Raw genomic sequence first — 15,146 nt, 5'->3', positions numbered from 1 at the left:
AATGATGATAGAACGATCGCGGGTGATCCCTGTTGAAATTGGCGATGAGTTGAAGAAGTCCATGCTCGATTATTCGATGAGCACACTGGTCAATCGCGCATTGCCGGATGTGCGCGATGGGATGAAGCCATCGCAAAGACGCATTTTGGTGGCGATGAATGACCTCGGCCTGGGCGCAAACCGACAGCATCGAAAATGCGCTCATATTGCCGGTCATGCCTCGGGCAATTATCATCCGCACGGTGAAGACATTGTCTATCCAACGCTGGTGCATCTGGCGCAGGATTTTAAATTGCGTTATCCACTTGTAGATGGACAGGGTAATTTTGGCTCCATCGACGGGTATCCACCCGCTGCAATGCGCTACACAGAAGCGCGTATGGCCGGACCGGGGCAAGAAATGTTGAACGATCTCGAGAAAGAGACCGTTGATTATCGCCCCAACTACGACGAGCGCCTGGAAGAACCCAAAGTATTGCCTTCTGCGTTTCCAAACATGGTTTGCAACGGTGCTGTGGGAATTGCCACGACAATGGCGACGGCAATCCCACCGCACAATTTGCAGGAGGTCGCCGATGGCCTTGTCGCATTGATCGATAATCCCGAATTGAATATCGCTGAATTGATGGAATATATCAAAGCACCCGACTTTCCAACCGGTGGCATCATTTATGGTATAGGTGGCGTTTTAGACGCCTATCAGACGGGACGCGGACATCTGCGGATCCGGGCAAAAGCCGATATAGAAGAAGACAAAACTGGTCGAGAAACCATTATCATCACAGAAATCCCCTATATGGTGAACAAGACAACGCTATTGGAAAAAATGGCGGATCTGGTGCGCGAAAAACGCATTGAAGGGATTTCAAATATTCAGGATGAATCCGACCGCGATGGACTGCGCATCGTGGTGGAACTCAAACGCGATGTGGTCGGGGACGTGATCTTGAACCAACTCTACAAAAATACCCAATTGGAATCGACATTTGCGGCCAATATGGTTGCGCTGGTCAACGGCCGGCCGCAACAAGTGACCTTGAAACACATGTTACAGTGCTATATCGACCACCGCCACGATGTCGTAAAGCGACGCACAGAATACGAACTGCGAGTCGCTGAAGACCGCGCACATATCCTGGAAGGATTAATACTCGCCCAGGACAACATCGACGAAGTAATCCGCATTATCCGCGGGTCAAAAGATACCAACGAAGCGCGGCGTGCGTTGACACAACTCAAATTGTCTAGAGGACAACTCCAATCGACCGAAGAACAACACCAATTGTCTGAACGCCAGGTACAGGCCATTCTGTCCATGACATTGCAGCGATTGACCAACATGGAGCAACAAAAGATAGAAGACGAATACTCCGACCTGGTGCAGGAGATTGAACGATTGCGCTCTATTCTGGACAACCGAGAATCGCGCATGCAAATAGTCAAAGACGAATTGGGTGTGATGCGCGAAAAATACGGCGACGATCGGCGGTCAGAAATCGTGTTCGCGGCCTCTGAGTTCAGTATTGAAGATTTGATCCACGAAGAGGATATGGTCATTACAATTTCTCACAATGGATACATCAAACGCATTCCAGTATCCACCTATCGCGCACAAAACCGGGGCGGACGCGGAATCACGGGTATGCGAACAAAAGATGAAGATTTTGTAGAAAGCTTGTTCGTGGCTTCCACGCACAGTTATATCCTCGTATTGACAGACCGCGGGCACTGTGTGTGGCTAAAAGTGCATGAAATTCCGCGGGGTACGCGTCAAGCGCGCGGTCGGCCCATTGTCAATGTCGTGGATATCCCCTTTGGGCATAAGGTCGCCGAAGTCGTGCCAGTGCGCGAATTTGATGAAGATCGCTATCTGCTGTCTATAACCCGAAAGGGGCTAACAAAAAAGACCGCGCTATCGGCTTATAGTCGCCCGCGCAAGGGTGGCATTATTGCAATGAATGTCCGGGAAGACGATCAGCTAATCAAAGCCGCGGTTACAGGGGGTGACGACCAGGTTATCATTGCCACAAAGAACGGACAAGCTGTGTACTTTGACGAAAACAAAGTGCGGGCTATGGGGCGCAACTCACAGGGTGTGCGCGGCGTGTCCTTGCAAGGCGATGATGTCGTGGTAGGCATGGTCGTCGTTAGACCTGAAGAGTTAGAGCAGTCTCATTTATTGACGGTATGTGCCAATGGATATGGCAAGCGCACACCGGTTTCGGATTATCGCCTGACAAATCGGGGTGTAAAAGGCGTGATCAACATCAAGACCACAGATCGCAATGGTCCTGTGGTATCAATGATGGGCGTGATGGAAGACAGCCGCGACGATATGGTGATTGTGACGCAGAACGGCATCTTGATCCGACAGAAAGTAGCGGACGTGAGCGTGATTGGGCGCAATGCACAAGGCGTCCGATTGATCAATCCGGATGACGGCGATCAGGTAATTGATGTGGCACAGGTGATCAATCAAGACGAGGAAGAAGAAGGCGAAACCGCGATGGATGCAACATCTGAAGAAGTAAGTGAAACTGGAGATGAGAACACGGCTGAGGAAAACGGAACGATGAAGGCATTATGGCGCGAGGTACAAAAGCGAACAGGATGGAAGTGAACAACACAATCTTTTGATCCGAAGCGGCAGAGAAAATTCTCTGCCGCTTTTTTGTTTTCACATCCCCTCACGGATGCAAAATCCGAATAATCTGCGGTTTTTCTGTCACAGCGGACAAATTCCCGATGCGCACGATGGCGCGTTGCATCGCGGATTCGGGAGCATCGTGCGTGATCATGATCAGGGGAACCGTGCCACCTTCTGTTTCCGAGCGCCCGTGCTGGATGACCGTTTCTATGCTGATATCTTCACCGGCAAAGAGCGCTGCAACCTGTGCCAGAACCCCGGGTTTGTCGTAAACGGTAAGCCGACAATAGCTGCCAGTCTGAATATCGCCGGTGGGAACGAGGTCCGCCTCGGGTAGCGGAGCAAGTGGTGCTCCCGCGGGACCAAGACCGGCTTTGCGCCGTTCGGCAATGGCGACCAGATCGGCGACCACCGCGCTGGCTGTGGGCAATTCACCGGCGCCTTTGCCGTAAAAGACCTGGGCGTCAACCGCACTGCCGACAATTTCCACAGCGTTAAATTCATTGCGAATATCGGCCAGGAGTGCATCGTGAGGCACAAAGGCGGGATGCACGCGCACCTCAATGCGATTTCCCACCACGCGGGCTATGCCGAGCAATTTGATGGTATAACCGAGTTCGCGGGCAAAATCGATATCCAATGCGGTAATGTGAGAGATGCCCTCTTTGAGAATATCGCCAGACGAGACGCGCTGGCGGAAGGCGAGGCGACAGAGAAGCGCGAGCTTTTGAGCTGCATCCGTGCCGTCGATATCCATGGTGGGATCGGCTTCAGCAAACCCTTTGTCCTGTGCTTCTTTGAGCATGGGACCAAAATCCTCTCCGGCTTCTGTCATACGGGTGAGGATGTAGTTCGTCGTGCCGTTGAGGATGCCGTAAAGCGATTGAATATTATTCGCCACCAGACCCTGGCTGAGTGTCTGGATAATGGGAATACCACCACATACACTGGCTTCAAAGCCAAGTCCTGCATTATTTTTTACCGCAGCCTCAAACAGGCTGTCGCCGCGTTCGGCAAGAAGAGCTTTGTTCGCCGTAACAACATCTTTCCCATTTTGAAGCGCCGCGAGAACGAGATCATAAGCCGCATCAACACCGCCCATCACCTCGACCACAATCTGAATTGTCGGATCCGAGACCACATCCATAGGATTGGTCGTAAAACAATCGGGAATCAAATCAATTGCGCGAGATTTGGACAAATCGCGCACAGCAACCTTGCGAATATCGAGATCGAGACCCCGAACGTCTTTGAATTCGCGTTCCCGATCTCGAAGGATGCGGGCCACACCGCCGCCCACAACACCCATGCCAATCAAGCCAATACCAATTGCCACTTTTACCTCATAAGGTTAAAGATGAAAATATTTTCGTTTTTCTTTATACTATCAAACTGCTAAAGTGTATCCTAAGGACTTTCTCTTGTCAAGAAAAGGATTTGATATGGGTGATCTGCCAAAAACAATGCCCGTAGTCATGTGCCGCGCGCCCGAAGATTATCGCCTGGAAGAATACGTAGTACCCCAGATAGAGGCGGGAGAGGTTCTACTTCGCGTGCAATCGGTCGGTATATGTGCAAGCGATTTAAAGTGCTATCTGGGAGCACCCATGTTCTGGGGCGATTCCCACCGCGAGGGCTATTGCCAGGCACCAATTATTCCCGGGCACGAATTTGTGGGAGAGGTCGTTGCACTCGGCGACGGTGCGGGTGACAAATACGGGTTGGCGATTGGCGACCTCGCCGTATCGGAGCAAATCGTGCCGTGCGGCGCGTGTCGTTATTGCTTGCGCGGGCAATACTGGATGTGCATGGTACACGATATTTACGGCTTTCGCCAGGCGACCTTTGGCGCAATGGCCGAATATTGCAGGTTGCCTGCTAAAGCCCTGAATTATCGCGTGCCAAAATCCATACCCGCCGCGCATGCGGCGTATGTAGAACCCCTCGCCTGTGCGATTCACGCGGTCGAACGCGGCAATATCCAGTTAAACCACACAGTCGTCATTGCTGGCGCGGGACCGCTGGGCCTGGGTATGGTCGCTGCCGCGCGAATGAAGAATCCCGCATTGCTAATTGCCTTAGACCTAAGTGATAAACGGCTGGAAATAGCCAGAGCGTGTGGGGCGGATCTGGGGCTGAATCCAAATTCGGTGGATGTGGTTGACGAAGTCCATAAATTGACAGAAGGTTATGGTTGCGATGTGTACATCGAGGCGACCGGGCATCCCTCGGCAGTGGAACAGGGACTGCTCATGATTTGCAAACTCGGCACATTTGTCGAATTCAGCGTAATGCGCGAACCCGTGACAACGGATTGGACGATTATTGGCGATACAAAAGAACTCAATATTCACGGCGCCCATCTGAGTCCGCATTGTTATCCCATTGCCATTCGAATGCTGGAACAGGGACGCCTCCCAATGGACCAGATCGTAACCCATCAATTGCCACTTGAGGATTTTCACAAGGGTATGGACCTCGTCGCAGATGGAACTCAGTCCGTAAAGGTTACATTGAGACCATAGATGACCACTGGAGAAAACATGTCAGAAATATATGTAATGGATTTATTTCGATTGGATGGAAAGGTCGCGTTAATCACCGGGGGATCCAAAGGATTGGGCGCATCAATGGCGATGGGATTGGCGCAGGCCGGTGCAAAAACCGTCATTTGCTCGCGGACGCAGGCAGATTGTGACCGCGTGGCCGCAGAGATCGCAGAAGAAACACGGCAAGAGAGTCTCGGTCTCGCTGGAGATGTAACCCGTGAAAAAGACGTGGATCGGGTATTTGATACCGTCATCGAGAAATACGGCAAGCTGGACGTGTTGATCAACAGCGCGGGGATTAATATTCGGCATCCCGTAGAGGAGTTTCCCCTCGACGAGTTTAAGCAAGTAATCGACATCAATCTAACTGGCGTATGGTTGTGTTGCCGTGCGGCTGCCCGGGTTATGAAGCCCCAGGGATCGGGTTCAGTGGTGAACATCGCGTCGGCATTAAGCGGCGTCGGGTTAAGAGAGCGCTCGGCCTATTGTTCGTCAAAAGCGGGATTAATCGGCATGACAAAAACGATGGCTCTGGAGTGGGCCGAGTCCAATGTGCGGTGCAATGCCCTGTGTCCCGGACCCTTTTTGACCGAGATCAATGTACCGCTTCTAAAGACGCCCGAGAAGGTAAAATCGTTATTGGAATTGACGGCATTAAATCGCTGGGCAGAGTTGCACGAAATTCGCGGCGCAGCGTTGTTTTTGGCGAGCGATGCATCCAGCTTTATGACGGGAGCATCGCTATATGTAGATGGCGGATGGAACGCCCAGTGAACAACTATTTTGAGGAAGATCACAGTGATAGAAAAAATCAACGAATCGGAAATAGAGGAAACATCGCGCCTATCGCGCACGGGCAAATACGGTTTGCATAGAAAGGATATTTCCGGAGCATTGGAGACCAAAGGACAACCATTTGAAGTCGAATGGGTGCGATTGCCGCCGGAAAAGACAAATTTTCCGTGCCACGCGCACCAGGTCCAGTGGGAATTTTATATCGTGCTCCACGGCCAGGGCACCGTGCGCCGTAATGATCATACATTTGAGGTGGGAGCAGGCGACGCATTCGTTCAGCCGCCCGGCACCGCGCATCAGATTCGCAACACAAGTGAGACAGAGGATTTGATTTATTATGTCATTGCCGATAACCCCGTGAGTGACCCGGTCTATTATCCGGACTCAGATAAATGGGCGATCCGCCCACCGGGCAAATTGGGCCGCCTGACCGAGGTGGAATATTACGATGGGGAAGAGTAGAGGAAAGGAGCAATATGAACAGACCAAATTTCATGCTGATAACAGCAGATGACATGAACTGGGATGCTGTGGGGGCATTTGGTTGCCCAACAGCGGGGACGACCCCAAATATTGACCGATTGGCCGCGGGAGGACTGCGGTTTAACCACGGACATGTGACGATAGCAGTATGCCAACCGAGCCGCTCGGCATTGATGACCGGGCGATATCCGCATCTCAGCGGCGGCGAGGGCTTCTACCATTTGCGACACGAAGAAGTACCCATTCTACCCGACATCTTGCGCGGTGAAGGCTATGACGTGGGCATTTTGGGCAAAGTGACACACTCGACACCATACGCGGCATTTCAATGGGACATGGCGTATGATCAGATCGATTTGGGGCAGGGGCGAAATCCCGATGCGTATTATCAACATACCAAAAACTTTGTTCAATCTGCCGTAGATGGCGACCACCCATTTTTCCTCATGGCAAATTCCCACGATCCGCACCGTCCGTTCTACGGTAATGACAAGCCCGAATGGTACAGCGAACTCGATCCACCAGCGGTGCCACCCTCGCGCACATTTGACCCAGAAGAAGTGGTCATTCCCGAATTTTTACCCGATATCCCAGAAGTGCGTCTGGAAATTGCCGAGTATTACAACTCTGTTCGCCGCTGTGATGACACTGTGGGCCGATTGCTCGACGTGCTGGACGAAGCGGGCGTGGCGGAGAACACCCTCGTGATGTTTTTATCCGATAATGGCATGGCATTTCCCTTTGCAAAAACAAATTGTTATCTAAACAGCACGCGCACACCCTTTTTGGCGCGGTGGCCCGCGGTCATTCAAGCCGGGCGCGTGGATACCGAGCATTTTATTTCCGGGGTAGATTATTTGCCCACAGTACTGGATGCGATTGGTGTAGATATCCCGGACGGCGTCAATGGCAAATCGCGTTTGCCGGTATTACGGGGTGAAAAACAGGATGGCTGCGAGCGTGTGTTCACGCAATTTCACCAGACCTCGGGGTGGCGCAATTACCCGATGCGATGTGTGCAAAACACGCGATTCGGCTATATCTTCAACCCCTGGTCCGATGGCGAACGGGAATTTCGAAATGAATCCCAGAATGGTCGGTCCTGGCAGGCGATGAAAGAAGCAGAAGCCAACGACCCGGAATTGGCTGCGCGAAACCATTTGTTCAGCTATCGCGTACTCGAAGAATTTTACGATTTTGAGAACGACCCCAATGCACTGAACAACCTGATTGACGACCCTAACTACGCCGATGAAATTCAGGCTCTGAGAAACGCGCTCGAAGAATGGATGGTGGAAACAAACGATCCGGCGCTCAAAGCATTTCGCGATCGCGCATCGCGGCAGGCACTCGACGATCTGATGGACCACCTCGCGGATACAATTGGAAAACGCGCGAATGAATAATAAAAGGAGTTCGGCCATGCAAAATGATAAACTCGCGGAAACTGTTGCGGAGCAAAGCTTGAAATACGGCGACATGCTCCGGGATCTGGGCACTTATTTTTTGCGGAATCCGAAACGATTCAAATTTGCACTAAACCGCATGTCCCACAGACTCGATCCTCGTGAAATTGAGCAGTTGCAAAAATTGAGTCGGGATCGAACAATCGAAAATCCCGGAACATTTGAAGATCAATTTGAGGAAATCTGCTGGGCAAAAGACCCCGCAGAAAAACGCGAACTCGTGCGGCGAATGCTGCGACACATGTAATTTTATTAAAGGAGATGATACATGGCGCATTTGCCAAATATCCTGATAATCCTGGGCGATGATCACGGTTACGGCGATATCTCGGCACATCAAGGACCGCATATTCAAACGCCAAATATCGACCGCATTGCTGAAAACGGCATTCGCCTGACGCAGTTCTACGCAAATTCATCCGTATGTTCCCCCAGTCGCGCAGCACTGATGACCGGGCGATATCCGGATCGAGTTGGCGTGCCGGGCGTGATTCGCACTTACCCCGAGAGTAATTGGGGATATTTCAGTCGCGATGCCATAACACTGCCATCAATGCTCAAACAAAAAGACTATCACACATCCATTATTGGAAAATGGCACCTGGGCCTCGAGCCAGAGAACCATCCGTGCAAGCGTGGATTTGATCATTTCCACGGTTTTCTGGGCGACATGATGGACGATTATTACACGCATTTGCGACACGACCAGAATTACATGCAGAAAGACCTCGAGGTGATTGACCCGCGGGGACACGCAACGGATCTATTTACAGAATGGGCGACCGAGGTAATTCACGGACACGCGCATTCGTCACAACCGTTCTTCCTCTATCTGGCTTATAATGCGCCACACACGCCCATTCAACCGCCAGAAGATTGGATCGACCGGGTGCGCCAGCGCGAGCCTGATGCCTCGCCCGAACGGGTGAAATACATCGCACTGGTCGAGCACATGGATGCGGGCATTGGTCGGGTCCTGGACGCGCTTGAGCAAACCGGACAACTCTCCAATACTCTCGTGATTTACACATCGGACAATGGCGGACAGCTAAATGTGGGCGCAACCAACGGTGATTTAAAAGGCGGAAAGGGACAGATGTATGAAGGCGGCATTCGGGTACCCACCTGTGCAATGTGGGCAGATGGAATTGAGAAAGGCCAGGTATGTGATAACGTTGCCATGCTGATGGACCTATTCCCCACAGCCTGCGAAATAGCAGGTGTATCGGTCAACCATGAAATCGAAGGACTGTCTATTTTGCCAACGCTGAGAGGAGAAACGCAGAATTTTTCTGATCGCGTGATGTACTGGGTGCGAAAAGACGGGGGTCCCTCATTCCTCGGACTAAACCAGCACGCTGTTCGACGCGGCAACATCAAATTGTTGCACAACAGTCCTTTTGAACCACTGGAACTCTATGATCTGGGCAATGACCCTCAAGAAACATCGGATCAGGCAAAAACAGGCGCATTTCGGGAAATGGGTGAGTTGTTGCAGACGGAAATGCAGCAAAACGGCAGTATCCCCTGGCAGTCTTAAAACAGTGCAGAGAACAATGTAGAGATAGTGCCTCTCGCCCGTCCGTGGGGTTGCTGGGCGGGATTCGTCTATTCGTCTATTCGTTGATTCGCTTGGAGGTTGTAAAATGGCGATAAAAATGGTATTGCAGCGGGCGTTGGAAGATGAATACATGCAGCAGATCCACGACCTGGGTGTGGAAACAGTCGTGGTGAAGTCCGAAGAAGACATCCTGTCGGAAATTGGTGATGCAGATGCGTATTTTGGAGGAATGACGCCGCAGATTTTGAAAGCAGCTAAAAAACTGCGGTGGGTACAGGCGACGAGTGCCGGGCTGGATGGCTATTACTTTCCAGAACTGCGAAAAAGCGATTTGACAGTGACGAATATCCGTGGGATATACAGCGATGTAATCGCCGATCATGTATTTTCAATGGTCATGGCATTTGCGCGCGGATTGCATCACTATATTCGCAATCAGTCCCAGAGCAAATGGGAAAAAGGCGTGCCGGTCATCCACCTTGCGGGAACGACATTGGGCGTCGTCGGTTTGGGAGGCATTGGTCTGGCTGTTGCCGAACGAGGCCCGGTATTTGGCATGCGCGTGGTGGGAATGGATCCAGCCCCAAAGGGAAAACCCGATTTTATCGCGCGTATTTATGCCCCAGATGAACTTTCGGATATGGTCGCGGAGTCCGATTTTGTGGTAATTTGCGTACCGCATACAGCACAGACCGAAGGGTTATTCGATGCGGATATGTTTCGTGCGATGAAAAATACGGGAATACTAATCAATATCGGCCGCGGCAAAGTGGTCCAATTGCATGCACTGACCAGCGCATTGCAATCCGGGCAGATCGGCGGTGCGGGTCTCGATGTATATGAAGAGGAACCGCTGCCGCAAGATCACGCCCTGTGGTCCATGGAAAATGTAATTTTGACGCCACATGTGGCAGGTGCTTCGCCCGAAATAGACAAGCGCAGAAAGGCATTAATTGTGGAAAATGTGCGTCGATTCTGCGCGGGAGAACCCCTGTTAAACGTGGTGGATAACCAGAGGGGCTATGTCGTGGATGCGACATCGATTTGGAAAACATAAATAGAGGAGAAAAGAAAATGGCAAATTTTAAAGCTGGTGTTATCGGTTGTGGGGGTCGTGGAAAAGCGCATGCACGCGGGTGGACCGCATCAGACGACGTAGCGATCATAGCGTGTGCCGATCCGTTTGAGGCACCGCGTTCGGCGTACATGGCGGAATTTGGTGTTGAAAACGGCTACGAAGACTACCGCGACATGCTGGAAAAGGAAGACCTGGACTTTGTCAGCGTGTGTACCTGGACCGGATTGCATCACGACATGATTGTAGATGCGGCGGGCAGTGGGATTCAGGCGATTCACGCAGAAAAGCCCATGGCACCGACCTGGGGAGAAGCAAAATCGTTATATCAGGCCTGCGTGGATAACGACGTGGTCATCACATTTTGTCATCAGAGGCGGTTTGCCGGGCAATTTATAAAGGCAAAGGAGATTGCAAAATCTGGTGCCATTGGCGAAGTGCGGCGTTTTGAGGGCAATTGCCCGAACATGTTCGACTGGGGCACGCACTGGTTCGATATGTTCTTCTTTTACAATGACGATGAACCCGCCGAGTGGGTAATCGGGCAAATCGACGCAGAAGGTGGGCGCGAGGTGTTTGGGACCCCCGTGGAAGGCAGCGGAATTTCGTGGATTCGGTATCAAAATGGCCGCGAGGGGTTGTTGGTAACAGGTGTAACCAGGATGCAGGGCGTTGCGAATCGGTTGGTCGGGAGCGAAGGGTTCATTGAAATTGGGGGCCGCGATGCTCGCCCACTCCGCGTTGTATCGGGCACCCAGGAGGTGGATGTGGATCTCAGCGGCATGGTGAGTCAGCGCGATGCGACAACCGTTGCTGTGCTGGACCTCGTCGATGCCGTGAAAAATGGACGCGAACCCGAACTTTCGGGGCGCAAAGCACTGCAAGCAACAGAATTGATTTTTGCAACTTATGAATCGAGTCGTCGTCGAGGCAGAGTTGAATTACCTCTAAACGTGGATGATTCGGCACTGTTGAGCATGCTGGAAGATGGTACGGTTAAATTATGAAACACGTAACCGTGTACCGGGAAACGGGGCGTTTTGCGGGTTGGCCTGCAAATTACGGGGTGTGGTCGTGGGGTGACGAGATCGCACTGGGATTTACGCTGGGATATACAGATCCCCAGGGCGGTTTTCACGCGCGAGACAAAGACAGTCCATTTGTAAACATGCAAGCGCGAAGTGTGGATGGCGGCGAAACCTGGAACGTGACACCCATGCCGTGCAAAACCCCGGGAAATCGCGGATTGTCAGCCGATGAACACATGAATGAAGGATTGCGCGTAGGCGAAGTTCTGGACGGAGAACACGGGCCGACGGATTGTCCGGGCAATGTGGATTTTTCGCATCCCGACTTCGCATTGATGTGTGCCAGGACGGGCCTGGGTCCAGGGGTCTGTTCCTTCTGGTACTATTCACAGGACCGATGTCAGTCGTGGAACGGGCCTTTCTGGCTCCCAATGTGGGGGCAAACCGGGATCGCTGCGCGAACGGATTATCTGATAGATAGCGCGGATCGGTGTACGCTATTTCTAACGGCGAATAAGCGCAATGGGCTGGAAGGCCGCGTATTTGCTGCGCGGTCTTATGATGGCGGGCGCAAATTTGGATTTCTATCGTGGCTGAGTGAAGAGCCTGCGGGTTTTCAGATCATGCCCGCAAGTTTGCGTCTCCGTAATGGGCATATTCTTGTCGCCGTGCGCTGCACGGAACGCGGAGAATTTACAGCGTCTAAACACTGGATCGATACGTATTTATCCGAAGATGATGGGCTGACCTGGACACATGTCGGCCAGCCTGTACCGGCTTCTGGCCAGGGGGGGAACCCGCCGACGTTGACGCATCTGAAGGATGGACGGGTCGTTCTAACTTACGGTTATCGCGCAACACCTTATGGTATTCGCGCGAGGATCAGTGATACGACCGGAACCAATTGGAGCGAGGAAATTGTACTGCGCGAAGATGGCGGCAATGCGGATATCGGGTATCCGCGCACTGTTCTGAGACCCGATGGCGTACTCGTAACAGCCTATTATTACAATGATACGCCCGAAGGCGAACGCTATATCGGCGCGACCATCTGGAAACCCTGAACTTACTCTTCCCAGACGTTTACACCCTCACTGTCAAACGCCGGAAGCAGGACAAAGTGATCCTCTGTCTCAATCATGCGCTCGCACAACAAGCGATGATGGTGGACAACCAGGTCGCGGTAATTGGGGTCATCTACCAGATTATTCATTTCCCCGGGATCGTTTTTCAGATCAAAAAATTGCCAGGGTCTGCCGCCCATATTGTTGCCCTTCACGGTATATTTGTAATCCCGGGTCCGAAATCCCCGCCAAACTTCATCAAAAAATGGTGGTCGTTCCCGCAATTCCGCAACAAATTCGAGCAAAACACCCTCGCGATCAAGCGCATCTACATCCCCGTGAATGAGCGGTGTCAAGTTCGTCCCCGGCACCTCATTTTTTGGGGTTAACCCCACCAATCCAAGCAGTGTTGGAAACAAATCCTCGGTGCATGTCGGGTCATTGATCACCGTTCCCGCGCGTTCTCTCACACGGGAATCCCACACCATGAGTGGAATCCCCACAGACTCTTCATAGGGCCATTGCTTGGCGCGCAGGCCGTGTGCGCCCGCCAATTCGCCGTGGTCAGATAAAAAGACCACGACTGTATCATCCAATAATCCTTCCGCCTTGAGAAAAACCATCATCTTTCCGACATTGGCATCCAGATTCTCAACCATAGCATTGTAGCGCTTGCGACTGAGAATAAACGCTTCGCGCTGTGTGGGATCCGCCACATCAAAGTTTTCGGGTAATACAATATCTCTCGCTTCCCATGCGGATTGCACATCTTCGGGAGCCACAAAAGGATCGTGAGGTGGTTCCACAGAAATGACCATGCAGAAGGGACGGTCATCCACGCGGTCTTTTATATAATCCATACCAATTTGAAACAAGCCATCGGTCTGATACTCTTCAATTTTTTTCGGCGTGGGATCGTCGTCCTCAAAATAACAGGTATCAAAGGGATCATTGCGCAGCTCAAACCCGTACCACTTTTGCCAGCGACCCTGCCGAGAACGCGGTATCCGCGTGCGGTTGACCTGCACAGCAGATCCCAACCGCCCGTGCCCGCCATCGAGATGCCATTTGCCCACATAAATGGTTTCATACCCCGCCTCATTAAACTCATCTGCCAGCGTGCGCTCTTCCGTGGACATTGCGTATTCAATACCCGGTATTTTGCGGACATGGGCATATTCGCCGGTCATAAGTGTAAATCGAAAAGGCACACAGATCGGATACGTGGAACACGCATTGTCAAATCGAACACCCTGTTGTGCAAAGGCGTCCAGGTGCGGTGTGCGTGCATCCGGGTCACCGTGAATTCCAAGAGCCTGTCGGCGCAACTGGTCACTCAATAAAACGATCAGGTTTGGCATAATCCGCTCCGTTTATACATGAAAGTTAGCCTCACAATTCAAGTGCCCGCCACATGTACCAGCTTCCCACCGAGCGATAAGGTCGCCACCGCTCACAATAGACCATCATATCTTTTTCTGCTGGCAACTCGTCCAATCCATAAGTGAGCATAAATCCCTTGCGCACCCCCAAATCTTTTGTCGGGAGCACATCGGGCCTGCCGAGTTGGAACATCAGAAACATTTGAACAGTCCACTCTCCAATGCCGCGCACTTGTGTGAGATTTTCTACAATATCGGCATCCGACATTTCCCGAAGGCGTGAACCCGGGGGAATCAGGCCATCTATGGTTTTTTGCGCCAGATCATTTACCGCGACCACTTTTGCCCGGGACATTCCCGCATTGCGAAGCACCTGGTCATCCATCGCAAGTACTTGATTTGGGTTGATATTTCCCCCAGAAAACAGGACGCGCACCCGTTTGTGAATGGCGGCAGCCGCTTTTCCTGAGAGTTGTTGATAGATAATCGACCGCAAAAGCGCATCAAAAGGGTTTAATCGTTTTGGCAAATCAAGGGTTATTGGTCCTGCCTGCTTGATTAATTGACCGAGTGTGCGATCATTTTTGCACAATGCGCGCATCGCTTTTTGAGAATCATAAGTCAGCACCTCAACCGTCTCCTATTTATGTATGCATGGTGAGATAGCTTACACCTGACGACACGGAACAATATAAACATATCCTCAACGAAAAAGAGAAAATCCTCTTACCTGTATGATGCCTATCAACAATAGATTTGCCCGATGTGGATAACTCAATTTGCAATCTCTTAATGATAAAAATAAAAAGTTATTGATTTTTAAAGAGAAACGCTTTCTGTGCACAGTGCTGTGCACAAGATTTTGGGTGTGGAAAAGAATCTGGATAGATTGTGGATTTTTTGTGTGAAAAAGAAATCCACATTCCAAATTGTGGAAAACCACACAGATTTCCACATGTTCTGCACATAGAAATTCACAATGTCATATTGGCAGGAACATTCTTAACCCACTATTTTTAAGCGAGTTTTCCTTTTATTGACGCATTTTCCACAGAATCCACAGTGTTATTATTATTATCGTATATCAAGTACAGAT

13 protein-coding genes are annotated in these 15,146 nt (G+C 51.3%); 10 read left to right on the top strand and 3 right to left on the bottom strand.

The window, feature by feature from the left end; genetic code table 11:
* Nucleotide 1: 1 nt before the first annotated feature.
* Complete coding sequence (gene gyrA / locus F4Y39_21685) at nucleotides 2-2,620, top strand: DNA gyrase subunit A (protein MYC16347.1); 2,619 nt, start codon at nucleotides 2-4, stop codon at nucleotides 2,618-2,620.
* Nucleotides 2,621-2,687: 67 nt separating this feature from the next.
* On the opposite strand, the gene F4Y39_21680 is transcribed toward gyrA, so the two are convergent.
* The gene (locus F4Y39_21680; protein ID MYC16346.1) at nucleotides 2,688-3,956 is read right to left on the bottom strand and encodes a homoserine dehydrogenase; all 1,269 of its coding nucleotides are present in this window, start codon (nucleotides 3,954-3,956) and stop codon (nucleotides 2,688-2,690) included.
* A gap of 133 nt (nucleotides 3,957-4,089) precedes the next feature.
* Here F4Y39_21680 and F4Y39_21675 point away from each other — a divergent pair, with 133 nt between their 5' ends.
* The 9 genes from F4Y39_21675 to F4Y39_21635 all read left to right on the top strand — a co-directional run bounded on the left by F4Y39_21675 (nucleotide 4,090) and on the right by F4Y39_21635 (nucleotide 12,668).
* Nucleotides 4,090-5,172 carry an alcohol dehydrogenase catalytic domain-containing protein gene (locus F4Y39_21675; protein MYC16345.1) on the top strand — a complete coding sequence of 361 codons (1,083 nt, stop codon included), beginning with the start codon at nucleotides 4,090-4,092 and terminating at the stop codon, nucleotides 5,170-5,172.
* A gap of 18 nt (nucleotides 5,173-5,190) precedes the next feature.
* Nucleotides 5,191-5,970: an SDR family oxidoreductase gene (locus tag F4Y39_21670; GenBank protein ID MYC16344.1), complete on the top strand. Its 780-nt coding sequence runs from the start codon at nucleotides 5,191-5,193 to the stop codon at nucleotides 5,968-5,970.
* A 6-nt stretch (nucleotides 5,971-5,976) separates the two neighbouring features.
* The gene (locus F4Y39_21665; protein MYC16343.1) at nucleotides 5,977-6,453 is read left to right on the top strand and encodes a cupin domain-containing protein; all 477 of its coding nucleotides are present in this window, start codon (nucleotides 5,977-5,979) and stop codon (nucleotides 6,451-6,453) included.
* Complete coding sequence (locus F4Y39_21660; GenBank protein ID MYC16342.1) at nucleotides 6,384-7,880, top strand: sulfatase; 1,497 nt, start codon at nucleotides 6,384-6,386, stop codon at nucleotides 7,878-7,880. Before F4Y39_21665 ends, F4Y39_21660 begins: the two co-directional genes overlap by 70 nt.
* A gap of 16 nt (nucleotides 7,881-7,896) precedes the next feature.
* A complete protein-coding gene (locus F4Y39_21655) occupies nucleotides 7,897-8,187 on the top strand; it encodes a hypothetical protein (protein MYC16341.1) in 291 nt (96 codons plus the stop codon).
* Nucleotides 8,188-8,208: 21 nt separating this feature from the next.
* Entirely contained in the window at nucleotides 8,209-9,480 is a 1,272-nt protein-coding gene (locus tag F4Y39_21650) for a sulfatase-like hydrolase/transferase (protein ID MYC16340.1), read from the top strand.
* A gap of 106 nt (nucleotides 9,481-9,586) precedes the next feature.
* Nucleotides 9,587-10,558, top strand: coding sequence for a D-2-hydroxyacid dehydrogenase (locus tag F4Y39_21645; GenBank protein ID MYC16339.1), 972 nt, complete (start codon nucleotides 9,587-9,589; stop codon nucleotides 10,556-10,558).
* Nucleotides 10,559-10,575: 17 nt separating this feature from the next.
* Complete coding sequence (locus tag F4Y39_21640) at nucleotides 10,576-11,583, top strand: Gfo/Idh/MocA family oxidoreductase (protein ID MYC16338.1); 1,008 nt, start codon at nucleotides 10,576-10,578, stop codon at nucleotides 11,581-11,583.
* Nucleotides 11,580-12,668 carry an exo-alpha-sialidase gene (locus F4Y39_21635; GenBank protein ID MYC16337.1) on the top strand — a complete coding sequence of 363 codons (1,089 nt, stop codon included), beginning with the start codon at nucleotides 11,580-11,582 and terminating at the stop codon, nucleotides 12,666-12,668. Before F4Y39_21640 ends, F4Y39_21635 begins: the two co-directional genes overlap by 4 nt.
* 2 nt (nucleotides 12,669-12,670) lie before the next feature.
* On the opposite strand, the gene F4Y39_21630 is transcribed toward F4Y39_21635, so the two are convergent.
* Together F4Y39_21630 and F4Y39_21625 are read right to left on the bottom strand one after the other, a co-directional pair.
* Complete coding sequence (locus F4Y39_21630) at nucleotides 12,671-14,029, bottom strand: sulfatase (protein MYC16336.1); 1,359 nt, start codon at nucleotides 14,027-14,029, stop codon at nucleotides 12,671-12,673.
* Between the two features lie 31 nt (nucleotides 14,030-14,060).
* Nucleotides 14,061-14,651: a DNA-3-methyladenine glycosylase 2 family protein gene (locus tag F4Y39_21625; protein ID MYC16335.1), complete on the bottom strand. Its 591-nt coding sequence runs from the start codon at nucleotides 14,649-14,651 to the stop codon at nucleotides 14,061-14,063.
* Nucleotides 14,652-15,146: the final 495 nt, after the last annotated feature.

Source organism: Gemmatimonadota bacterium (genome assembly GCA_009838845.1).
Taxonomy (GTDB): domain Bacteria; phylum Latescibacterota; class UBA2968; order UBA2968; family UBA2968; genus VXRD01.
This window is presented reverse-complemented; position numbering and strand designations above follow the sequence as displayed.